Source organism: Carnobacterium sp. CS13 (assembly GCF_016653495.1).
Lineage (GTDB): Bacteria > Bacillota > Bacilli > Lactobacillales > Carnobacteriaceae > Carnobacterium_A > Carnobacterium_A antarcticum.
Map to the genome: position 1 here is coordinate 2,117,267 of NZ_CP067364.1, position 21,692 is coordinate 2,138,958.

The 21,692-nt window shown below is 38.6% G+C and carries 17 protein-coding genes and 1 pseudogene; 5 read left to right on the forward strand and 13 right to left on the reverse strand.

The annotated features are described in order from the left end of the window. Positions 1-3 precede the first annotated feature (3 nt). The 3 genes from JHE06_RS09980 to JHE06_RS09990 all read right to left on the reverse strand — a co-directional run bounded on the left by JHE06_RS09980 (position 4) and on the right by JHE06_RS09990 (position 3,072). A complete protein-coding gene (locus JHE06_RS09980) occupies positions 4-837 on the reverse strand; it encodes a transporter substrate-binding domain-containing protein (RefSeq protein WP_201090025.1) in 834 nt (277 codons plus the stop codon). Positions 838-894: 57 nt separating this feature from the next. Next, positions 895-1,791 carry a transporter substrate-binding domain-containing protein gene (locus JHE06_RS09985; RefSeq protein ID WP_236253500.1) on the reverse strand — a complete coding sequence of 299 codons (897 nt, stop codon included), beginning with the start codon at positions 1,789-1,791 and terminating at the stop codon, positions 895-897. 318 nt (positions 1,792-2,109) lie between these two features. Continuing rightward, a complete protein-coding gene (locus tag JHE06_RS09990; protein ID WP_201088667.1) occupies positions 2,110-3,072 on the reverse strand; it encodes a phosphoglycerate dehydrogenase in 963 nt (320 codons plus the stop codon). Positions 3,073-3,227: 155 nt separating this feature from the next. On the opposite strand from JHE06_RS09990, the gene JHE06_RS09995 reads away from it, so the two are divergent. Beyond that, positions 3,228-4,268 (forward strand): hypothetical protein, encoded by a 1,041-nt coding sequence (locus tag JHE06_RS09995; RefSeq protein ID WP_201088668.1) that lies wholly within the window; start codon positions 3,228-3,230, stop codon positions 4,266-4,268. A gap of 226 nt (positions 4,269-4,494) precedes the next feature. Next, positions 4,495-6,126, forward strand: coding sequence for an ABC-F family ATP-binding cassette domain-containing protein (locus JHE06_RS10000; RefSeq protein WP_058919213.1), 1,632 nt, complete (start codon positions 4,495-4,497; stop codon positions 6,124-6,126). Between the two features lie 131 nt (positions 6,127-6,257). On the opposite strand, the gene JHE06_RS10005 is transcribed toward JHE06_RS10000, so the two are convergent. Both JHE06_RS10005 and JHE06_RS10010 read right to left on the reverse strand, forming a co-directional pair. Then, entirely contained in the window at positions 6,258-6,593 is a 336-nt protein-coding gene (locus tag JHE06_RS10005) for a hypothetical protein (RefSeq protein WP_058919214.1), read from the reverse strand. 98 nt (positions 6,594-6,691) lie between these two features. Next, the gene (locus JHE06_RS10010; RefSeq protein ID WP_058919215.1) at positions 6,692-8,140 is read right to left on the reverse strand and encodes a DEAD/DEAH box helicase; all 1,449 of its coding nucleotides are present in this window, start codon (positions 8,138-8,140) and stop codon (positions 6,692-6,694) included. 328 nt (positions 8,141-8,468) lie between these two features. Here JHE06_RS10010 and JHE06_RS10015 point away from each other — a divergent pair, with 328 nt between their 5' ends. Both JHE06_RS10015 and JHE06_RS10020 read left to right on the forward strand, forming a co-directional pair. Then, on the forward strand, positions 8,469-9,086 hold the full coding sequence (locus JHE06_RS10015) for an MBL fold metallo-hydrolase (protein WP_058919216.1): 618 nt from the start codon (positions 8,469-8,471) through the stop codon (positions 9,084-9,086). 83 nt (positions 9,087-9,169) lie between these two features. Further along, positions 9,170-10,135, forward strand: coding sequence for an asparaginase (locus tag JHE06_RS10020; RefSeq protein ID WP_058919217.1), 966 nt, complete (start codon positions 9,170-9,172; stop codon positions 10,133-10,135). Positions 10,136-10,181: 46 nt separating this feature from the next. On the opposite strand, the gene JHE06_RS10025 is transcribed toward JHE06_RS10020, so the two are convergent. The 6 genes and pseudogenes from JHE06_RS10025 to JHE06_RS10050 form a co-directional block, all read right to left on the reverse strand. Then, positions 10,182-11,564 (reverse strand): glycoside hydrolase family 32 protein, encoded by a 1,383-nt coding sequence (locus JHE06_RS10025; protein ID WP_058919218.1) that lies wholly within the window; start codon positions 11,562-11,564, stop codon positions 10,182-10,184. 38 nt (positions 11,565-11,602) lie between these two features. Beyond that, a pseudogene (locus tag JHE06_RS10030) lies at positions 11,603-12,982 on the reverse strand (sucrose-specific PTS transporter subunit IIBC); the annotation flags it as partial. A 151-nt stretch (positions 12,983-13,133) separates the two neighbouring features. Next, on the reverse strand, positions 13,134-14,114 hold the full coding sequence (locus tag JHE06_RS10035) for a LacI family DNA-binding transcriptional regulator (protein WP_201088670.1): 981 nt from the start codon (positions 14,112-14,114) through the stop codon (positions 13,134-13,136). 4 nt (positions 14,115-14,118) lie between these two features. Then, positions 14,119-14,886, reverse strand: coding sequence for an acyl-[acyl-carrier-protein] thioesterase (locus tag JHE06_RS10040; protein WP_058919221.1), 768 nt, complete (start codon positions 14,884-14,886; stop codon positions 14,119-14,121). A 130-nt stretch (positions 14,887-15,016) separates the two neighbouring features. Beyond that, entirely contained in the window at positions 15,017-16,798 is a 1,782-nt protein-coding gene (locus JHE06_RS10045) for an ABC transporter ATP-binding protein (RefSeq protein ID WP_058919222.1), read from the reverse strand. Next, positions 16,785-18,542, reverse strand: a complete 1,758-nt coding sequence (locus tag JHE06_RS10050; protein ID WP_058919223.1) for an ABC transporter ATP-binding protein — start codon at positions 18,540-18,542, stop codon at positions 16,785-16,787. The genes JHE06_RS10045 and JHE06_RS10050 overlap by 14 nt, the downstream gene beginning before the upstream one ends. Before the next feature lie 207 nt (positions 18,543-18,749). Here JHE06_RS10050 and JHE06_RS10055 point away from each other — a divergent pair, with 207 nt between their 5' ends. Next, positions 18,750-19,586 (forward strand): helix-turn-helix transcriptional regulator, encoded by an 837-nt coding sequence (locus JHE06_RS10055; RefSeq protein ID WP_201088671.1) that lies wholly within the window; start codon positions 18,750-18,752, stop codon positions 19,584-19,586. 208 nt (positions 19,587-19,794) lie between these two features. Here the strand turns inward: JHE06_RS10055 and JHE06_RS10060 are convergent, their stop codons facing one another. After that, positions 19,795-20,655, reverse strand: coding sequence for a glycosyltransferase family 8 protein (locus JHE06_RS10060; RefSeq protein WP_201088672.1), 861 nt, complete (start codon positions 20,653-20,655; stop codon positions 19,795-19,797). Positions 20,656-20,762: 107 nt separating this feature from the next. Continuing rightward, positions 20,763-21,620 (reverse strand): glycosyltransferase family 8 protein, encoded by an 858-nt coding sequence (locus JHE06_RS10065; protein WP_082664203.1) that lies wholly within the window; start codon positions 21,618-21,620, stop codon positions 20,763-20,765. Between the last annotated feature and the right edge of the window lie 72 nt (positions 21,621-21,692).

A 21,692-nucleotide genomic window follows, 5' to 3' on the forward strand; every position in this document is an offset into this window, starting at 1 on the left:
TTTCTACTCTTTTAAGTCGATTTCAGGAAAATCATAATCGATTTGTTCGGTTACATCTGCCCCATCATAAAATTGTTTTGATAATTCCGCTAATGTACCGTCTTCTTTCATCTCTTCTAATGCTCCATTTAATTTTTCCGTCAATTCATCGTTGCCTTTTTTGATAGAATAATTGGTTTCTGAAGGATTGTAAAAAATATCATGAACTTTAACTGGGATATGAGGCAACGCGGCGACAGCTGCAGTTTGCGAATAAAAGTCGTTTAAAATCACATCTGTCCGCCCATTGGCTACATCACTCAAGTATTGATCATTAGTCGCATTATCATAAATGACTTCCTCAGCTCCATAATGTCTGGCAACTTTCATATAAGAAGTCGTTGCTGCTCCAGCTGCTTTTTTATCTTTTAAGTCTTCTAGAGTCTCAATACCTGAGTCATCCGATTCTCTCACCACCATCGAACCAAAAGAGTATTTATATGGAATGGTGTAATTGTACTTATCTGCATTTTCTCCATCACGATCGATCCCCATCGCTGCGACATCAATGGCTCCGCTATTGACTGACGTCAGCATACCGTCAACGCCCATCTCAGTAAAATCAACTTCTAAATCCAATCGTTTCGCGACTTCCCGAATAACTTCTACTTCATAACCGGTCAGTTTATCGGTTTCAGATTCATGAAAAGAGCTTGGATAAAGCGTTCCTGATGTTGCTACTTTTAACGTTCCATTCTCGGCAATTTTTTCCCAAGCCGTTTGTTCCGTTTCTTTCGTTGACGACGCATCTGATCCAGCACTAGCGCCGCATGCTGCTAATGTTAAACTTCCTATCATAACTAAACCTAAAACGATTTTCTTTGTAAACACACGATCCAGCTCCCTTTTCCTTCTTTATTGGTCCAGCTCAACAACAGGCAAATCATCTATACCTTCAATAGGTTTTGAAACATCTTCTCCTGCAAAAAATTCTTCTGATAATTTCGTCAAGGTTCCATCTTCATGAAGTTCTTCAAGTACTTCATCAATTTTATTTTTGATTGAACCATCTTCTTTTTTCAAAAGAATACCAGCAGATGTAGGATTGTAATAAATATCAGACATCTTCACGCCTAGTTCTTTAAATTTATTAACAGCCGTATTGGAAATATAGAAATCATTTAAAATGACATCTGTGCGTCCACTAGCGACATCTCTAAAAAACACATCGTTTGTCGCGTTATCGTAAACAACCGGTTCAGCACCAAATTTTTCCGATATTTGCATGTAAATAGTCGTTGCACCACCGGCAGATTTCTTTCCTTTTAAATCCTCCAGCGACTCAACACCAGAATCGTCTGAAGCTCGGACAACAATTCCACCAAAAGAATATTTATACGGTTCAGAGAAATTGTAATCTTCTAATCGTTTTTCAGTAATGTCTAAACCATTTGCAGCTGCATCAACTTGACCGCTTTTAACTGCAGTCAACATACCATCGACGCCCATTTCGACAAATTCAATCGGTAGTTCCAACCGTTTACCGATCTCTTTAACCACTTCCACTTCATATCCTGTCAATTCGTTGTTTTCACCATCATGGAATGAACTCGGAAAAAGCGTACCAGACGTTGCTACTGTAAAGGTCCCTTTTTCTTTTAAAGCATCCCAAGCTGTTGCTTCTGTTTCTGCGTTTTCTCCCTGAGAACTCACTTCTTTTGATTCTTGTTCGTCTTCTCCGCAAGCTGCTAATCCTACAAGCGTTATCATTAAGACGAGGCTTACTATCCACCGTTTTTTGTGTTTAAACACTGTAAACACTCCTTTTTTTCTTTTTACATCCTTAAATATAGTAACAACCTCTCTCACTGTAGTCAAAAAAGGTTAAAAAAATAAAGATTATTTTTGTTTCTTTAAGGTCTGTTTTTTTTAAAAAAACTGAATTATCAACGTTCCTCACACCTTAAATAAAAACAATATTGTATTTATTGGAAAGAAACACCTTTTTTCATCTGTTATATTCTCTGCAGTTAACAAAAATAAAAAACAAAAAAAGCTGATGATGCATCAAGGATGAATAGGCTTAGACCTTAGATGCACTATCAGCTTTTTCTGATTGGATGTTAAAAATCAATAACTACGTTCATAATCAACTAGGTTTTTAGGCAATTCTTCTCCGGCTAGATATGCTTGCAAATTTTCTTCAAAAATAGCAAACAAGCGTTTTTTGAAGTGTTCTGCTATCCCCGAAATGTGTGAAGTAATCAACACATCGCTACGTTCCCATAACGGACTTTCTGTTTCCAACGGTTCCGTTTCAAAAACATCTAATCCGGCAAAAGCAACTTGCTCTGTGTCTAAAGCTGCTATTAAATGTGAAGTATCGACTGTCGGGCCTCGTCCCACATTCAAAAAGAGCGTTCTTTTTTGCATAGCATTAAATACTGTGTCATTGAAGAAATGAGTTGTTTTATCGGTTAAAGGCAGAATATTTACCACAATATCCGCTTCCGAAACTTTTTTGACCAAGTCTTTTTGAGGTATGACTACATCCATGTTAGCCGCTTCGTGTCCGCTGCGGTTTACACCAATGGTTTTCATTCCAAATGCTTTAGCCAAACGTCCAACTTCTTTGCCAATATTCCCCGTTCCAACGATCATCATCGTTTTATCGTGCAATTCCATTAAACGATCTGTTTGATGCCAAGTTTTAGTGGTTTGGTTTCGGATGGCTTCTTGAATCCCTCTTGCATAAGCTAATAACATTCCAAAAACAGATTCTGCAATCGAAATGCTATGGATGCCGCTTCCGTTAGTCAGTAAAACATCCTTTTCTTTTAAACCGTCTAAGTCTAAGAAGTCGACTCCTGCTGCTTTCCCTTGAACCCATTTCAATCGGCTTTTGTTATTTTTTAACAATTCACTGCTCTTTTGGCCTTTCCAACCGTAAATGATTTCAATATCTTCCAATGGAAAATCAAAATCGTTATCGTTCCATGCTTCGATCAGTTCATAATCTGGTGCGAGTTTTTTTAATGTATTTAATTGTTCTGGTGTTGTTTCTTGGGCTAACCAAATGCCTTTTTTCGTCATTGCTTCATCCTCCAATTGTTTATTTTTGTTTATTGTCTCATTTTAATCGCTTGAAACCAAATGAACTGCCCTTTTGTTTTGGTTAGGACTCACATCCTATTCATTAAAATGGTATAATATAATCAAAGAAGTCCAACTGAGAAAGAGGTGTTTAGGTGGACAAAGAACATCTGTTGACGACAAAAATTACAATTAGCGGAACGTTTCAGGATTTTCAACTGTATAGTGGGAAGTTCTATTTGTGGACGACTAAAAACGAATTGAACATTTACAATTGGAATAAATGGATGCAGCAGCTGACATCGATAGATCGTCCTATCTATTTTGAACCGCAACCTACAGAACAGTTAACGATAAAAACCGAAGAATTAGAACCTTTCAGAGAACGAACAGTTTTGTTCACAGAACCGCTCTATGACAGTGTTATCTTTAACCATGTTTTGTATTATTCTGATCCAAGCGGATTTTATCGCTACTCTTTAATGAATAAAGAAGCTGAAAAAGAACTCATTTATCCTTTGCCCGTTTTTCAAATCAATCTTTCTTCATCAGGACGGATGGCTTTGGCTGCCGGTGAAAAGGGCTTATTCGAATACTTAGTGTCGCATAACTATCTTTTCCAACAAACTAAACATGCTTTAACGCCTAGGCTTTTCCAATTAAGTTCAACTTATACGTCCAGAACCGAATGGCTTCAGCAAGATTTGATTCAGTACGGGGACCCTTCCCAGCAAGAAACACACTTGCTCCGCTTTGTTTCACAAAAAGGGGTATTGAGCTTAACGTACATTTTACCATTGAATCAGACTGCAAATGATTCGCCGCTTCAAATCCGTGAACTACCGTTAGCTTTATCGTTTAATCGACCTTCAATGAATGATGGTTCTTTATTTGCTTTTGAAACGGATAAGTACAAAGTTAAAAAGAACCCTTTTTACCGTTCACAAACGATTCACTTATTAACTGCCAGCCACCCGCTGAGTGAAAACCAAGCCACTGATCCAGACGCTTTGGTCGTAAGCGAACGAAACCAGCAGTTGTCAGTCACCTTACAAGATGACCCCATCTTAAGTTTGCCTAGTTCAACCATCAAAAAGTGGCGTATTTATAGCCGGACACGCTACTATCGAAATCAATTGCATCTTTTATTCCCTCATGAACTAGTACTGTATTTATTTACTGAAGTTAAAAGATAACTACTACTATAGAACCGCATCAGAAAAAAGCATTCCTTCTTTTTCTGATGCGGTATTGCCGACTTTAGAATGAAAGCCTTTTAAATTGCTTTAAGCATTGTAACTAGGACAAATACCCGCTATAATGCTGTTAGAATAATGAGAATAGACCATTTAACATCGCAATTAAGCTTCATACATGTTAAAATAGGTTAGATATACTACAGAATAGAGGTAAATAAATTAAATGATCACAGTATCTAATATAAGTTTAGAATTTTCAGACCGAAAATTGTTTGATGACGTCAACATTAAATTTAACCCTGGCAATTGTTACGGCTTAATCGGTGCAAATGGAGCAGGCAAGTCTACGTTCTTAAAAATCTTGGCTGGCGAGATCCAACCTTCAACAGGTCATGTTGCATTAGGACAAGACGAACGTTTAGCAACCTTAAGTCAAAACCACTACGGCTATGAAGACAACACTGTTTTAGAAACAGTCATTATGGGACACGAACGCTTGTATCAAATCATGCAAGAAAAAAATGAAGTTTATATGAAAGAAGACTTCACTGATGAAGATGGCATACGTGCTGCTGAATTAGAAGGCGAATTTGCTGAATTAGATGGTTGGGAAGCAGAACCTCAAGCAGCTGTTTTATTACAAGGCCTTGGCATCTCAGAAGAATTGCATGATAAAAAAATGAGCGAACTAGCTGGTGGAGAAAAAGTTAAGGTATTATTAGCACAAGCTTTATTCGGAAAACCAGATGTTCTTTTGTTAGATGAGCCAACGAATGGTTTAGACAAACAATCGATTGAATGGTTAGAGGAATTCTTAATTAATTTCCCTAATACCGTCATCGTCGTTTCCCATGACCGTCACTTCTTAAACAAAGTTTGTACGCATATGGCTGATGTCGACTTTGGTAAAATCAAAGTTTATGTTGGTAACTATGATTTCTGGTTGGAATCTAGTCAATTAGCCAGCAAATTAGCTGCTGATGCAAATGCTAAAAAAGAAGATCACATCAAAGAATTACAAGACTTTATTGCTCGTTTTAGTGCAAATGCATCTAAATCAAAACAAGCAACGTCTCGTAAGAAAACCTTAGAAAAAATCACTTTAGATGATATCCAGCCTTCTTCTCGTCGCTATCCATTCGTCGGGTTCACACCTGAGCGTGAAATTGGAAACGACTTGCTTCGTGTTGAGAACTTATCGAAAACCATCGATGGCAAAAAGATTTTAGATAATATCAGCTTTTCTTTAAATAAAGACGACAAAGTGGCCTTTACCAGTCATAATGACGTTGCAATCACTGTTCTGTTCAGAATTTTGATGGGAGAACTAGAACCTGATTCAGGAACCTTTAAATGGGGTGTCACCACTTCACAATCTTATCTTCCAAAAGATACGAGTGCTGAATTTGAACAAGGTAAGATTACGATTGTAGACTGGTTGCGTCAATTCGCTTCGAAAGAAGAAAGCGACAATACTTTCTTACGTAGTTTCTTGGGCCGGATGCTTTTCTCTGGAGAAGATGTTTTGAAAGAAGTTTCTGTTCTTTCTGGTGGCGAAAAAGTTCGGTGCATGTTATCTAAAATGATGTTGAGCAAAGCCAACGTACTCGTTTTAGATGATCCAACGAATCATTTAGATTTAGAATCAATAACAGCTTTGAATGATGGCTTGATCTCCTTTAATAAAGGTTCAATCTTGTTCTCTTCACATGACCACCAATTCGTTCAAACGATTGCAAACCGCATTATCGAAGTTACACCAAATGGCGTAGTGGACCGTGCGGACACCACTTATGAAGAATTCTTAGAAAACAAAACTGTTCAAGAACAAATCAAAAAATTATATGCAAAATAACAAATCTCTTTAAAACCAAAAAAACTAGCTGAACTGCTTCACGCATACGTGAGGTGTTCAGCTAGTTTTTTAGTTTGTAGTGAAATAGGAATCGATTTTTAATTGGATCGCCTTTTACAGAATAGGTTAAATCAGTTAACTTGGTCCGTCCAATCTGAAAATTCTTGGATCGTCATTTTATGGATAGTCGTACCTTCTATCATAAGTTCCGGGTCGATGCTAGTGTGTTTGATAAAAGGATCCTCTAGGATAATGATTTTTTTATTCAAAGCCAGCCCTATGCCTATTTCAATATAGCCTCTAGCATCTGCTACTCCCTTAAGAAAAAGAAAATCGGCTTCTAAAATAATCGGCCTGGCAGCTTCTATTTGTTGAAAGTAATCTGATTCAATCACTTCTACGTCTTGAGAATATTGAAAAGCAACGCCGCTTAAATCACTTTCTGTATGGATATTATAAATAATCATTTTTGCAGCTCCCTCTAATTTCCCTGTAAAAGTATTCTATTCTTATGAAACAATCTGATTCAGCTAGTTTTTCTTCATCAATTGCTTTTAAACATTTTTTATTTATTTGCTTTATAGACTTTTAATTGTTTTCCCTTAACCGTACGATCTTTCATTTCTTCAATGACTCTCGGACCTTTTCCATTCAATACCTCTACATAGGTAACATTTTCTTGAATAGTAATAATACCGATATCATCTGCTTTGATTCCCGGAATATTCGTCAACGTACCGACAAAATCCACTGCGCGAAGTTTTTTCTTTTTCCCGCCGTTAAAATAAATTTTTGTGATCCCTTGATTCAGTTCCTTGTTACGAGCTCTTTTCACAACCAGCCGTTCTTGAAGTTTCTTTTCAAAAGCCGATTTATGACTTTGTACAACGCGAGCATTTGGAGCAGTGATTTCAGAAATTTCTTGTTGCACGTATGCTCTAACTTCTTGCCACCAAGGTCTTTCTTTTGGAGTGACCAGAGTCAGTGCTACTCCTGTCTTCCCGGCACGCCCTGTTCGTCCTGTTCGGTGTACGAAACTTTCTTTTTCTACGGGTACATCGTAATTGATGACATGCGTCACATTATCGATATCGATCCCTCGAGCTGCTACATCTGTTGCGACTAAATAACGGAACTTCCCTTTTCTGAAGTCATCCATCACATCGAACCGATCTTCTTGCACCATACCGCCATGAATTTTATCAATCGGCAAACCCGCTTTATTTAAGAACGTGTACAAACGATTCACGGCTTCTTGAGTGTTACAGAAAATCATACAGCTGTCTGGATTCTCAACGATCAATAAATCCAACAACTGCTGTTCCTTTTTCTCAGGTTCGACTTTAAGGTATGATTGTACGATTTTAGGTCTTGATTGTTCTGTCATTTCGATTTTAATAGCTGCTCTGTCGGGTTTCATATAGAAACTAGCCAAACGTTCTATCTCTGGCGGCATTGTAGCCGAGAACAATAGAGTTTGTCGTTCTTCTGGCAAAAACTCTATAATAGCTGCCATTTGGTCAATGAACCCCATATTCAGCATCTCATCTGCTTCATCGATCACTAAATAACGCAATTTATCAACTTTCATCGTTCCTTTTTGTAAATGGTCCAAGACACGACCAGGTGTCCCTACTACAATATGGCTCTTTTGTTTTAACTCAGACTTTTGCTTGTCAAAAGAAGCTTTGCCGAATACAGAGGTTACTTTGATACGTTTTAAACGACCAATATTCGTAATGTCTTCTTTTACTTGCAATGCTAATTCTCTCGTAGGTACTAAAACAAGGGCTTGGGGTCTGTTTTCTTCCCATATCACGTTTTCGCATAATGGGATTCCAAAGCTCACGGTTTTTCCGCTGCCAGTTTGTGACTCAACAATCACATCTTTTTCTGCTAAAGCCAATGGCAGTACTTCTTCTTGAACTTTAGTCGGTTTAAAATAGCGTAAACTTTCTAATGCTGTTACCAGTTCTTCTCCAATACCAAATTCTTCAAATGTATTCTTTTTCATAATAGCCTCACTCACTTGTTTTATTTTTACTAGTATAACAGGATTTCAATTGAAATATAGCTTTTTACTGGCTATTTTAGCAGTCTCTCACAATTTCTTTTTCATCGATAAACCAATGAAACCGCTAAACGCCAACTTTTATGCTCTAGTTTTTTTCATTATTAACTGCCTTTGACTAAGGTTTTCTTTCTTTAAAGTGTACCATGCTCTCTCCTCAAATTAAATAAAGGTGCTCTGTCGGCAACAGCTAATAAAATGTCCAACCTTTTGATTTATGTCTTATTTCAGTTATACTTAGACTAAATAGAAAAGAGAAGGTGGAGTAAATATGGCTGAAGTTAAACGTATCGCAACAGGCGCTATTGAAGAAAACTGTTATATTATTTATGAAAATTTAACTGCTTTGATCGTCGATCCAGGTAATGATTTCCAAAAAATCATGAATGCAATTGAAGAATTGCAAGTTACACCGGCAGCTATTTTATTAACGCATTGTCACTATGATCATATCGGGGCTTTAGAAGAAACTCGTACCACTTATAACATTCCTGTATACGTTAGTTCTTTAGAAAAAGACTGGCTTGGCAATCCTGAACTAAATCTTTCGGCTCATGGAGATAAACCGATCATCGCTCAACCAGCTGAATTTGAGTTTGAATTGATGAAAGATTATACCTTAGGCGGTTTGACATTCAGAGTCGTTCCAACACCAGGACACTCGCCTGGAGGAATTAGTTTTATTTTTGAAGATTTCGTCATCACAGGTGATGCCTTATTTAAAGGCAGCATAGGACGTTCTGATTTACCCGGAAGCAATCCTGAAGCTTTGCTGGAAGGAATCCGTGAACAACTCTTTAATTTAGAAGACGAGATGCGTATTTATCCAGGACATGGCGGCGCTTCAACTATCGGAGACGAAAAATTAACGAATCCGTTTTTTAATTAAGGTTTGAATATTGACCGAAGCGAGCACACTGCTGAACGAAGGTTTTAGCAGTGTGTTTATCTGTGAATAAGGAGGCATTTTAAATGAAAACTATTCTAGTTTTACACACTGGAGGAACGATTGCGATGAGCGAAGACCAAACCACTGGTAAAGTTCGTCCAAATGCAGAGAACCCGTTACAGAAACACAGCCATTTATTTGACCAAGAAGCTCATTTGATCGTGGAGGATTTTTTTCAACTCCCTTCTCCTCACATCACGCCAAAAGAAATGTTGTTGTTAAAAAAACGGATCGAAAAAGCCATTTTGTCAAAAGAAGCTGACGGTGTCGTCATTACACATGGAACCGATACGTTAGAAGAAACAGCTTACTTTTTAGATTTAACACTGGATCATCAAGTGCCCATCGTCATCACGGGAGCTATGCGTTCCAGCAATGAAATCGGCTCTGATGGTCTTTACAACTTTCAAAGCGCTGTTTGGGTTGCTTTAGCAGATGAAGCTCAAAACAAAGGCGTGCTGGTAGTTATGAACGATGAGATCCATACTGCCCGCTATGTGACAAAAACACATACATCAAACGTCGCAACTTTCCAAACCCCGACTTTTGGGCCGATTGGGCTTATTTCTAAAAATGAGGTCCTTTTTTTCCAAAAATTGATTGCAGAAGAAAAATTCGAGATCACGACTGTGGATAAGTCCGTTTACCTCTTAAAAGCCTATTCTGGGATGGATGGCGTTTTATTTGATGCTCTAAATAATGACCAAACCGACGGGCTGATCATTGAAGCGCTTGGTGCCGGAAATTTACCGCCAGCGACTCTGCCGGCATTGCAGCGTATTTTAAATCGAAACATTCCTGTTGTTTTGGTTTCACGCTCTTTCAACGGCATTGCTCAAGACGTCTATGATTATCCTGGCGGCGGTAAACGGTTGAGCGAAGCTGGCGTTATTTTCACCAATGGTCTGACTGGGCCTAAAGCCCGGATCAAATTAATGGTTGCTCTAAATAAAACTCAAAATCTTGAAGAAATTGCTCAGTATTTTTAATCCAAAAGCTCCATTCTCTACGATCAGAGAATGGAGCTTTTTTAGATCAATTTTCTAGAGTGTACAATGTGATTTGGGGTTCTTTACCCGTTTCACACGCATCCACATCAACTGTCCTTGCTTCTTGCTCCGGGAAATACCGCAAGGAGAAAACTTCTTCCCCTTGGTTAACAAACAATTCCAACGAAGAACTTTCAAGAAACAAGTGCAGTTGCGTCAAAGGCTTTGTCAATGTGACCGCCCGGGTCTCTCTATCGCCAGTCAGCCAATTTGACCGCGAAACCTGCACTCGGTTTCGGTGCTGATCGTACTCAATGTCAACATCTTTTCTTATCTGAAGCTTGAATGAACCGGCCGTTTTCTCCCAGTCTACCAGAATCTCATTTTGCAATGTAGGCAGCTGCAGTGATGCTTCGGCTTTCCCTTCCACAACTAAAGGAGAACCATGCCTTAATTGTTTCAATTCTGCTGCTGGCCGCTGGTTTAATTGTCCATCAGCATAAATCAATTCTCTAGGAATCGTCAAAGAGTGGATCCAGCCGTCTTGGATAGTGGGAACAGCTGCTTCAATTGCTGGTTCCATGACTCCCATCCAACCAAATAAAAGCTGACGTCCTTTATCGTCTTGGAAAGTTTGCGGAGCGTAAAATTCAAACCCTCTATCCAACTCTTTAAAAGGCTGCTCATCGGTTAAAAATTTGCCTGCTTCTGTAAATACCCCAGTTAAATAACCGGATTGATAAATATTGTTAAACTCGTCTCCTCGGGCCATGATTCCTTGTGGAGAAAAAATAAACGCTGATTTTTGGTTGAAGTGCACTAAATCCGGACATTCCCACATAAATCCAAAATCAAGCTCATCATCCAAAAGCGAACCTGTGCATGTCCAATCGATTAGATTCTTCGAATGATACACCAAAGCATCCCCCGTCAAATCAACTTTTTGTGCCCCTAATACCATCCACCAATCGTTATTCTTTCCTTGCCAAACTTTTGGATCCCTCACATGTGCTGTGTATCCCGCGGGCTGTTTCAAAATCGGCCCTTTCTTTTCAAAATGCACGCCATCTTCTGAAACAGCTAAACATTGATAGCTTTCGCGTTCATTCGCTTCGTTTCGGACATTTCCGGTATAGAACAAATACAATTTATTTTCAAAAGATACAGCACTGCCGGAATAACAGCCATCTTTATCAAACCAATCGACCGGTTCCAAAGCTGCTGGCTGCTCGGTCCAATGAATCAAATCCGTTGAAGCAACGTGCCCCCAACTTTTGGTATTATGGGTCGTATCGTTTTGGTTCCATTGGTAAAAGACATGGTAGACCCCTTTAAATTGAATCAATCCATTGGGATCATTCAACAAGCCTTTAGGAGGCGTAATGTGATAACCCAGCTCATATTCTCCTCTATTTTTAGTACGTGTCATCCTTAAACTTCCTTTCAAGCTTCCAATTCATTTTTCATTTTGTCACTGTAACCAAAGAAATAAGTTAAGCCAAAAGCTACCGCAATGGCGATCACATTCGTCAACAGGTACCAAAGAATTTGATTATTTAAATACAATAAGGCTCCTGGAATAACTGTAACAGCCATCCCCGTTGCTTCTAAGCCGATAATGTTTCCAAAGAAACCACCTGCTGCTCCACCGATCAATCCAAAAATAAACGGTTTGACATAACGTAAATTCACACCGAAGACAGCTGGTTCTGTGATGCCCAAAAATGCAGATAATGTAGAAGGATAAGCTAGAGCTTTCAGCTTTTTAGATTTTGTTTTCATCGCTACAGCCAAAGAAGCTCCGCCTTGTGCGGCAACACTGGCCGTAATGATTCCGTTATATGGGTTGACTCCAGTATTTGACAACAGCTGAATCTCTAGGAAATTAAAGAGGTGGTGAATACCCGTCACCACAATGATTTGATTTAAGCCGCCTATAATCAATCCTGCTAAGCCAAAAGGCAACGCTAGTGCCCAAATTGTCGCATTCAATACTACTTCTTCTAATGAATGAAAAACCGGCCCAATAATAAACAACGATAAAACACTCATGATCAAGAGTGTCAAGAAAGGTGTCAACAGTAAATCTAAATATTCTGGAACGTACTTCCGTATCCATCTTTCTAATTTAGCTCCCGCAAAACCGGCAATAAAAGCAGGCAAAACGGTTCCTTGGTAACCAACTACTGGAATAAAGCCGAACATGGTGATGGGGTTTACGGTACCCGCTGCAACTTCATAAGCATTTGGAAGCGCTGGATTGACCAGCATCAAACCTAAAACAATCCCAATAACGGGCGATCCGCCAAATACTTTAAATGAAGACCAGGCAACCAATGCCGGTAAGAAAGCAAAAGCTGTATCGGTTAATACTTCTGTATACATCAAAAAGTTAGCACTAATATCTGTGGGCGCCATGCCAAAAATTGCCAAAACTTGTTCTTGTGTCAATAACCCACGCAAGCCCATAAACAGTCCTGTCGCAACCAATACTGGAATAATCGGGACAAATACGTCACCAAAAGTACGTATCATCCGTTGGAATACGTTTCCTTGTTTCTTAGCTTCTTGTTTCATTTCGCTAGTCGACCCTGCAGATGCACCAAGCCCCACAACTTCTTCATAAATCTTATTGACGGTACCGGTTCCAAAAATGATTTGAAATTGACCTGAATTAAAAAATGCCCCTTTTACTTTATCGATATTTTCTACCGCTTCTTTGTCTATTGCTTCTTCTTTATTTACCATAATACGCAAACGTGTGGCACAGTGAGCAATAGATTGAATGTTTTCTTTTCCTCCCACTGCCGCAATCACTTCTTTAGCAATTCTCTCATTTTCTGACATCTTTATTTCCTCCCTTTAAGGAATTCTTTTTATTGGAACCGGTTTCTATTATTAGTTTAACCGATTTCATTGTTATTGTCTAGTTTAATTGCCTTGGATTTTTAAAATTAAGAGCCTAAACCTGTTGCGAAACGATAGGTTTAGGCTCTTTTCAGTACTGTTGGGTGGATTCATTTGTAATCAATTCATTGGTTAGCTGAACTTCTTCAGGAACCTCTTCGCCATCAAGCAATTTGATCAGGTTTTGCACCGCTACTTGCCCTAATTCTTTATAGGCATATTTTACGGTGGTGATCGAGGGGGTCACAATAGACGTAATCTGGTACCCTCCGAAACCAGATAATGAAAAAGCTGTTGGAACTTCTAATCCTAGTTTGTGGGCCGCTTTTAAAACCGCTAGCGCAATATTGTCGGTTGCACAAAAGATATATGTTGCTTTTAACGTGGGCAACAATTTTAATGCTTGTTCGTAAGCTTTTTCAAAAGAAAAGCTTACTTCAACCATCTCTACAGAACTTTCCTTTTCTTCCTTTAACGCAGCCAAAACACCATTTTTTCGTAACTGTCCAACTGCAACATCTGCTTCAAAAACGTTTAGGTATAAAAAGTCTTTATGGCCTAAACGAGTAGCGTATTTTCCCAACTTATAACCCGCTTGGTACTCTTCATGAACAATATGGTAAAAACCTTCTGCTTGTTGGCCTAACAAAATAACCGGTATGCCTACTTCTGTGATGGCTTTTTTGTGCTCTTCTGTAATCACTGTAGCAAATAAAAGAATGCCTGCTACTTTTTGCTTAGCTAGAGAATAAATGCTCTCAATTTCTCTAGCCGGCAACTGGTTCGTATTGGTGATCAATAATTGAAAATTGCGTTCTCTCAGTTCTTCATCAATAGAGGCTAACGCTTCATTGGCTGAATAAGAATCCAATCGTGGGATAATGGTGCCGATCATATTCGTTTTTTTCGCTTTTAGGCTTTGCGCAAATGTATTAGGAGTATAACCAGTCTCGGCCACAATTTGATTTAATTTCTCTTTTGTTTTTTGACTGACAGAACCCCCATTTAAGTACCTTGAAACCGTGCTTTTTGCGACATTTGCACGTTTAGCGATATCGTTGATGGTTACCATGCACTCACCTGCTTACTTCATCTTCTGATTTTTCCCAGACCATACTAGCTTCACTGTTGGTTGTACTTCCTGTTACAATGCGATGAGCCGATACGATTTTGCCATTTTCCGCTTCATGCAGGCTCATTTGACTTTGGATCCTATCGCCATAGTAAACTTCTTTTTCAAATTTAATGTTTAGATAGGTTAATTTATGAGTAGTCAAAAACTCATAATCTAAAGTGTCCATTGCCCAGTCAATGTATTTAGAATTATTCACATGCTGATTGCTGTCAATGTCCAAATAACGCACACGATATTCATTTGATACCGTCAATTCATCTGCTACCTTTTCAGGCTTTGGTGTTCGAATCAACTTTTTAGAAAACTCTGCTTCGAAAGGTGCGACAACTTCATCTTGGATACGAACCATTTTCCGCTGCGTAACATCCAGCAGTGCAAATGTGCTGTGCGCTGTAACACATAGATTGCCGGCTTCATCGTATACATTAAAATCACGGTAACAAAACAATTTATTGTAAGACATAGCTTGCGTGGTCACTTTAATGGTTTTATAAAACTCAGGAACTTGCGTAATGTTCATTTCGTATTGTAAAACGATCCAAGCCAATCCTTTATCATTCAATTGTTCATCGCCTACGCCTAGGGCATGGCTTTGCTCGCCTGAAACGTGCATCATAATATTGATCAGCATCGGGATAGTGATTCGACGTGTTGCATCACATTCGTAGTAGCTGACTTGGTGTTCTTTTTCAAAAATCTGGTTTGTCATTTTTGTAGTCCTCATTTCATTCTTTTCATTCTAGTTCAAGCATAACATACCACTATTCTACTCGTTAATAGAATGGATTGCGACAAAAAAAGTCAGATACGGTTTCAACGCATCTGACTTTTTTCTCGCTTTAGATTTCTTGCAATAAATCAAACTGAGTTTTGTACAATTCATAATAAAGGCCTTTTTGAGCCATCAGTTCATCATGACTGCCTGATTCCTGAATTTTCTTATCCGCAATATAGAAAATACGCGAACTATTTTTAATTGTAGACAAACGGTGAGCAATAATAAAAGCCGTGCGTCCTTCCAATAGCCGGTCTAATCCTTCTTGCAAGATAATTTCTGTTTGAGTATCGATACTGGAAGTTGCTTCATCCAAAATCAGTACTTTAGGATCAGATAACAGCGTTCTGGCAAATGAAATCAATTGCCGTTGTCCGGCAGATAACGTACTGCCTCGCTCTTTAATAACTGTCCGGTAACCATCTTTCATATTTATAATAAACTCATGAGCCCGCACGATTTTGGCGGCTTCCATGACTTCTTCTTCCGTCGCATCTAATTTACCATAGCGTATATTATCTAGAATGGTACCAGAAAAGATAAAGGTATCTTGCAGCATCACGCCCATTTGGTTTCTCAATGAGTTTAACGTCACGTTTCGGATGTCCATCCCGTCTATTAAAATCTCACCATCGTTAACATCATAAAACCGGCTGATCAAGTTAATGACCGTCGATTTCCCTGCTCCTGTCGGTCCTACCAAGGCAATGGTTTCTCCCGGTTTCACGTGAAATGACAGGTGCTCAAAAATAGTTTGTTTTGGCGTATAGCCAAAGGTAACATCATTGAAGACAACATCGCCTTTTACTGGAGGCATTTCAAAAGCATCTTCTGCATCGGTGATTTCAGGTTCAACATCCAATGTTTCAAAAATCCGTTCCAAATAGGCTGTCCCCGTAATTAGTGAATTATAAAAATTACCAATATTGACCATCGGATTCCAAAAGTTATTGACGTATCCAATAAAAGCAATCAACACACCTGTTGAAACATCAACGCCTAATCCTCGAATTCCAACAAAGTAAATAATTGAAATAGTGATGGTCGCTATGTTTTGGATAGCAGGCGCTAGCAGCAATTGGATTTTCACAGCTTTCATCCATGTTGTGCGTTGGTCTTCACTCACTTCTGCGAAAATAGTGTTATTGATCGTTTCACGTGTAAAGGATTGAGTTATTTTAATTCCTGAAACACTTTCATGGATATAAGCATTTAAATTGGCTTGTTTGTTGCTGACTTCTTGGAAAGCTTTTCGTTGTTTCTTTTGAATCACTAATGTGATCACGAATAAAACAGGCAATAAAATAAAACTGTACAACGTTAGTTTGACATCGATCGAAAACATAAAGACTAATGTCACCACTAAACTTAAAACATCTGAAATAACATTGATCAGCCCATTTGAAAGCAAATCGCTCAATGAGTTGATGTAATTCACTACGCGAATAACGATTTTCCCATGAGGCCGAGTATCGAAATAAGAAAAAGATAATTTTTGCAAATGTTCAAAAATTTCAGACCGCATATCTTTTAAGACATCTTGCCCTAGCAAAGTAATGTGTTGGATGCGATACCTTGAACACCAGCCTCCGACCAAAGTCGCCAATGAAAAGAAGACGATGATCCAAGTCATTTGGCCGGTGTCTTTGTTTGGAATGGATTCATCGATCACGATACTGGTAAGATATGGACCTAGCACTAAGACAATATTCGAAATCAAGATGACAAACAGAATTTTGATCAAAGCACTTTTGTAAGGCTTCAAATAGCCGCCTAAACGTTTAAATTGGTTTATATTAAATTCTTGTTCCAGCTCTTCATCTGTTCTAGCGTTACTCTGTGCCATCGCTTGTCACCTCTTCCTCTGTTTTCCCTAGTTGTTTCAAATAAATTTTGTAGTAAGCCCCTTTAGCTGCCAATAGGGATGTATGCGTTCCTCGTTCTACGATTTTCCCATGTGAAAGAATAATAATTTCATCCGCTCGTTTGACCGAAGAAATACGGTTAGCAATAATAAAGGTTGTTTTTTGTTGCATCACATCTTGCAGTTCGTTGTGAATTTTAACCTCTGTTTCCATATCAACTGCCGAAGTCGTGTCATCTAGAATCAAAATAGCAGGGTCTTTCATTAAACCGCGAGCTAAGGAAATCCGTTGGCGTTGTCCGCCTGACAACCCGCTGCCTCGTTCGCCAAGAAACGTATCATACTGCTCAGGCATCCGTTCAATAAACGGACTGGCATCAGCCACACGAGCCATATTTTTGATTCGTTCCAACTCCGCTCCAGGTGTTCCAAAAGCAATGTTTTCTTTAACTGTTTCTGAGAATAAGAAGACATCTTGCATTACGATGGCGATGTGTCTTCTTAATTCCCGAACATTGATTCGTCTTGCGTCTTGTCCGTCGATTAAGATACGCCCTTCTGTTGGATCAAAAAAGCGCGAAATCAAATTCACTAATGTTGATTTCCCTGAACCCGTTTCCCCCAGGATCCCAATCGTTTGGCCTGGCACTGCTTTTAAGGAAATATGGCTTAGTACTTCTGTATCCGGGTCATCAGCAAAATGGAAGGAAACATCTTGAAATTCCACGATTCCTCTGATCGTTGGTGTCGTTTGTCGTTGTTCAAGCGGAATCATCGGTTTAGCTGCTAATAATTCTCTGATTTTGTATGTTGACGCAATAAAGCGCTGCAAGTCGTTGACATACCAGCCAACATTTCGCATTGGAAGGTTCAACATCCAGATGAACCCGTTAAAAGCTACCAAATCGCCTAAGCTCATTTGTCCGCCAATAACCAAGAAACCGCCGAAACCGATCGTAATAACAGATAAGAATGCTGCCAGCGTTTCTAATGCCGGCAAATAAGCTTTCGTGACTGCTGCTGATTCTAAATTCCTGCGCTTGTAGTTTTCATTGAAATGGTTAAATTTTTCGATTTCATAATCTTCTCTGGCAAAAGCTTTGACCACTTTGTTTCCGCCAATATTTTCTTCTACCATTGAGTTTAATCTGGAAAAACTTTCTCGTATTTCATAAAAGACTGGATTGGCTTTATTGGATAACATAATCGTTAAAATTCCAATAAAAGGTGTTACAACAATCAATGCTAACATCAATCGCCATTCAATGATGCCCATCACAACGATAGCTGAGACGAGGAGTAAAAAGTTGTCTAAAACGTTATACGACAACCAAGAAATAGCATGCCGGATAGCGTCCGTATCCCCTGTCATCCGAGCCATTAAGTCCCCAACTCGTGTATTGTTAAAGAAGGTGAAGTCGAGCTCTTGTAATTTTTTATACATATCTTCTCTTATTTTGTAAATTGAATTTTGTCCGATGCGTTCATACATGATTTGATACACATACCGCAAACCTGTTCGAAGAACTGAAGCAGCAATCATAACTGCCAACAACGGAATCAGTAGTCCGATCCTTTGGTCTACGATAACTTCATCGACCAGCATCCCACCTATTAATGGAGAAACAATATTCAACAACGCGACTACAATAACTAAAATCGTGGCGAAGAACATTTTCCATCTATTCGGTTTGATGTATTTCCAGACCCATTTAATACTTCCCATATTTATGACCTCCTTTTAAATTGTTTATTTAATTTAAGCATAAGGGAAACTCCTTTTAAAAAGAATGGTCATTTTTCTCAAAATAGATGGAGTAAATAACGAACCCTCCATTATGCTTAAGATGGTGTAAAGCTGAATGATTGCGCTGCCTTTCTAGATACCTTATAATCTTGAGTATCAGTACGTGTTGATTTGGGAGGTAAAAAGATGTTGAAAATGAATGTAAAAACGTTTAACCCTGAAATTTTATATGTTTTTGATGTCACTACCACTGGCCCTTCAACGAGTAAAAAACACCATCATGACTTCTTAGAAATGTCGATCCTTGTTGAAGGCGAAACTTTTTATACGATTGAAAACCAAGAAGTTCATTTAAAAGAAGAAACGATTCTATTATTCAATCCCGGCGTCAGTCACCATGAACAAGCTCCAGCAGGGGTAGAAAACACTCAAATCCATATCGGTTTTCGCAATGTAAATTTAGATCGTTTCCCAAAAGACTATTTTCCCGTTGAATCTCCAATCATTCGATTGAACGACTACAACAAAGATTTTTTTGCTATTTGTCGCGAGATCATTAAAGAACGTTCAACTAGTCAGGCTGGTTATGAACTGATGCTAAAAACGTTAGTTATGAGGCTCATCGTGTTTTTGTTACGAGACAAGAATACTCTTTCCGCACACCATTTAATGTCGGCGCTAACAGCCGAAGAACAGGAAAAACAACAAATCGTCAACGAGATCATTCTCTATTTGGAAGGCCATTATATAGAAGACATTACTTTAAACAGCTTAGCTCAAGAACACTTTATCAGCCCCGCCAATCTTTCTCGTATCTTTAAAGAAGAAACAGGTGATTCTCCAATCAATCATTTGATTAAAATCCGCTTAAACCAAGCAAAAGCTTTAATGGAAACTGAAAAAGACATCACCGTTAAAGAAATTTCTCATTTGGTTGGCTATGAGGATGCTTTATATTTCAGCAAGCTGTTCAAAAAATATTACGGCCAACCACCCTCTAGCTTTTTACAAAAAAGCAGTTAAAGACTGCTTAAGAACTGTCCTTTGAATTGAAAAACGCATGACCGCTTTAAGCTGCCATGCGTTTGGTAGATCTCAAAGCTTCATTGTACTTTTTGGTGCTTGTTTTTTAGAACTTATTTTTTTAAAATCCTTCATATAAAAAACGGAGCTGGGACATTGATCTCAGCTCCATTTTTTTAGTTATCCATCAAAAAAACTAGCTTGCCGTTTATTTGACCTGTTTGACATCTTTTGCGGGAGCAGCAACTGGGAAGGTCGTTTGATTGCGTAAGGCAAAGTACGTTTCCCGGTAAGGGTGAACAGAATTTTCATGCCATGGTTTTTCATGTCCGCAAAAATGGACGATAGCTGGATCAGCTTTCGCTTCCTCCCATTGGGATTGTCCAAGAGCAGTTGGATGTTCTTTCTCTTCCAACATCAAATAGGTTTGAGCATTCCAGCGAGGATGCAATTCCAACCACCGGTCATGTAAAATCGCATTTAAAGTATCTTGGTCATGGAAACGCAATAAATCAGGGTGCTTGTCGATAAACGCAAAGGCTTGTTCCGTAATTTTTTCTTTACGCCAATTTTCTAAATCCATTACCATCATCCCTGAATTAAAGTACGTATCCGATTTGCATTGAATCCCCATCAAATTCAACCGATCATGGAAGCCCGAATCTTCCACAGCTGCCAGCAAGTTTTCGCCCAAGTCGAGCTCCCACAGCGTTTGGATGTCTTCTAGACAAATCATATCGCAATCAAGGTAAATGGCACGCGGCGTGTCTTTTAAAAGGTTTGGAATCGATATGCGGTAATAAGCAGTTTTAGGGATACGATCGCTTTCTACCACATTGTCAAATTCTGAGGCATCAATCGTTAAATAACTGATCCGAGCATTGTATTTATTCACAGTTCGGTTTAATAAAAATTTTGAGTTTAATGAAATATTGTCATCGATCACATAAAAATGCAGCGTCGTATCGGGCTTTTTCGTGACTAATAGTGAAAGAAAAAGCGTAGCTAAGTGCGGCACAAAAGCTTCATTACTGGATGACACAATCGTTATATTTTTTGAATCAAACATAATGCTTCCTCCTTCAAAAAAATCATACTTTCTAAAATGAACGTACATTAAAGAAAGGCCTCTAAAACGAGGCTTATTTAATCTTTAGAAAATAATTTTTTTAATTATTATTTAGTTGATTCTTTCTCAGTTTCTTTTAAATGAAACGGTGATTTCGCTAATTCTTCTAGGTAAAGTTCAGTGTAAGGATGATATTCCTCTGAATTCCAAGGTTTATCATGGCCAGTGAAGTGAATGATTGAGGGCTTTTGAATGGCTTCTTTGTACCATTTCGCATATTGTTCTGTTGGCGGTTGATGTCTTTCGAATAATAAAGACGTTTGGAGGTTCCATTTAGGATGAAGCGGAAACCATTTCTCATAAACAATCGCGTTCAATGCATCTTGGTCATGATAAATAATTTTTTCATCTTCTTCTTGTAAGAAAGTTAGTGTTTTTTCTGTAATATTCGCTTTTCGCCAATTATCTAAATCCATTAGCATCAGTCCTGAATTGAAGTAATAATCTTCTGTTTCAACTCCTAACCGGCCTAAAACAAGTGCTTGTCCTGGATCGATAACGGCGCCAATGACGTTATCGCCAATGTCTGTATCGTATAGTTCCGAAATATCTGCTTGCACTAAAACATCGCAATCGATATAAAGGACTTTTTCATAATGTTTATCTGCTAGTAAATCAGGTAAAGAGATGCGGTAGTAAGCAGTTTGAGTAATATGATCACTCTCTAACACATCTGCGTACAAGTCGGAATCCACTTCTAAATAGCTAATAGTAGCTGGTTGATTGGAAACTACTTGGTTCAACTTTTCTTTGCTATCCGCCGAGATATGGTCATCGATAATGTAAAACGTCACTTCAACGTCATTTGCTAAGTTTTCGAGCAAACTCATCATCATTACACTCAGATACGGTGCATAATTTTCATCTGCGGCACTCACAATTGGAATTTTCCTTTTTCGGCTCATTTCCAACCTTCCTTTCAAATAACATTAAAAATAAATGGCGAACAGATTAAAAACTCCGTTGCTAAGTTCTAT

Bases quoted from the DNA above. Each gene is read 5' to 3' on its own strand.
- JHE06_RS09980 (WP_201090025.1), bottom strand. From the start codon at position 837: ATGATAGGAAGTTTAACATTAGCAGCATGCGGCGCTAGTGCTGGATCA.
- JHE06_RS09990 (WP_201088667.1), bottom strand. From the start codon at position 3,072: ATGACGAAAAAAGGCATTTGGTTAGCCCAAGAAACAACACCAGAACAA.
- JHE06_RS10000 (WP_058919213.1), top strand. From the start codon at position 4,495: ATGATCACAGTATCTAATATAAGTTTAGAATTTTCAGACCGAAAATTG.
- JHE06_RS10005 (WP_058919214.1), bottom strand. From the start codon at position 6,593: ATGATTATTTATAATATCCATACAGAAAGTGATTTAAGCGGCGTTGCT.
- JHE06_RS10010 (WP_058919215.1), bottom strand. From the start codon at position 8,140: ATGAAAAAGAATACATTTGAAGAATTTGGTATTGGAGAAGAACTGGTA.
- JHE06_RS10015 (WP_058919216.1), top strand. From the start codon at position 8,469: ATGGCTGAAGTTAAACGTATCGCAACAGGCGCTATTGAAGAAAACTGT.
- JHE06_RS10020 (WP_058919217.1), top strand. From the start codon at position 9,170: ATGAAAACTATTCTAGTTTTACACACTGGAGGAACGATTGCGATGAGC.
- JHE06_RS10025 (WP_058919218.1), bottom strand. From the start codon at position 11,564: ATGACACGTACTAAAAATAGAGGAGAATATGAGCTGGGTTATCACATT.
- JHE06_RS10035 (WP_201088670.1), bottom strand. From the start codon at position 14,114: ATGGTAACCATCAACGATATCGCTAAACGTGCAAATGTCGCAAAAAGC.
- JHE06_RS10040 (WP_058919221.1), bottom strand. From the start codon at position 14,886: ATGACAAACCAGATTTTTGAAAAAGAACACCAAGTCAGCTACTACGAA.
- JHE06_RS10045 (WP_058919222.1), bottom strand. From the start codon at position 16,798: ATGGCACAGAGTAACGCTAGAACAGATGAAGAGCTGGAACAAGAATTT.
- JHE06_RS10050 (WP_058919223.1), bottom strand. From the start codon at position 18,542: ATGGGAAGTATTAAATGGGTCTGGAAATACATCAAACCGAATAGATGG.
- JHE06_RS10055 (WP_201088671.1), top strand. From the start codon at position 18,750: ATGTTGAAAATGAATGTAAAAACGTTTAACCCTGAAATTTTATATGTT.
- JHE06_RS10060 (WP_201088672.1), bottom strand. From the start codon at position 20,655: ATGTTTGATTCAAAAAATATAACGATTGTGTCATCCAGTAATGAAGCT.
- JHE06_RS10065 (WP_082664203.1), bottom strand. From the start codon at position 21,620: ATGAGCCGAAAAAGGAAAATTCCAATTGTGAGTGCCGCAGATGAAAAT.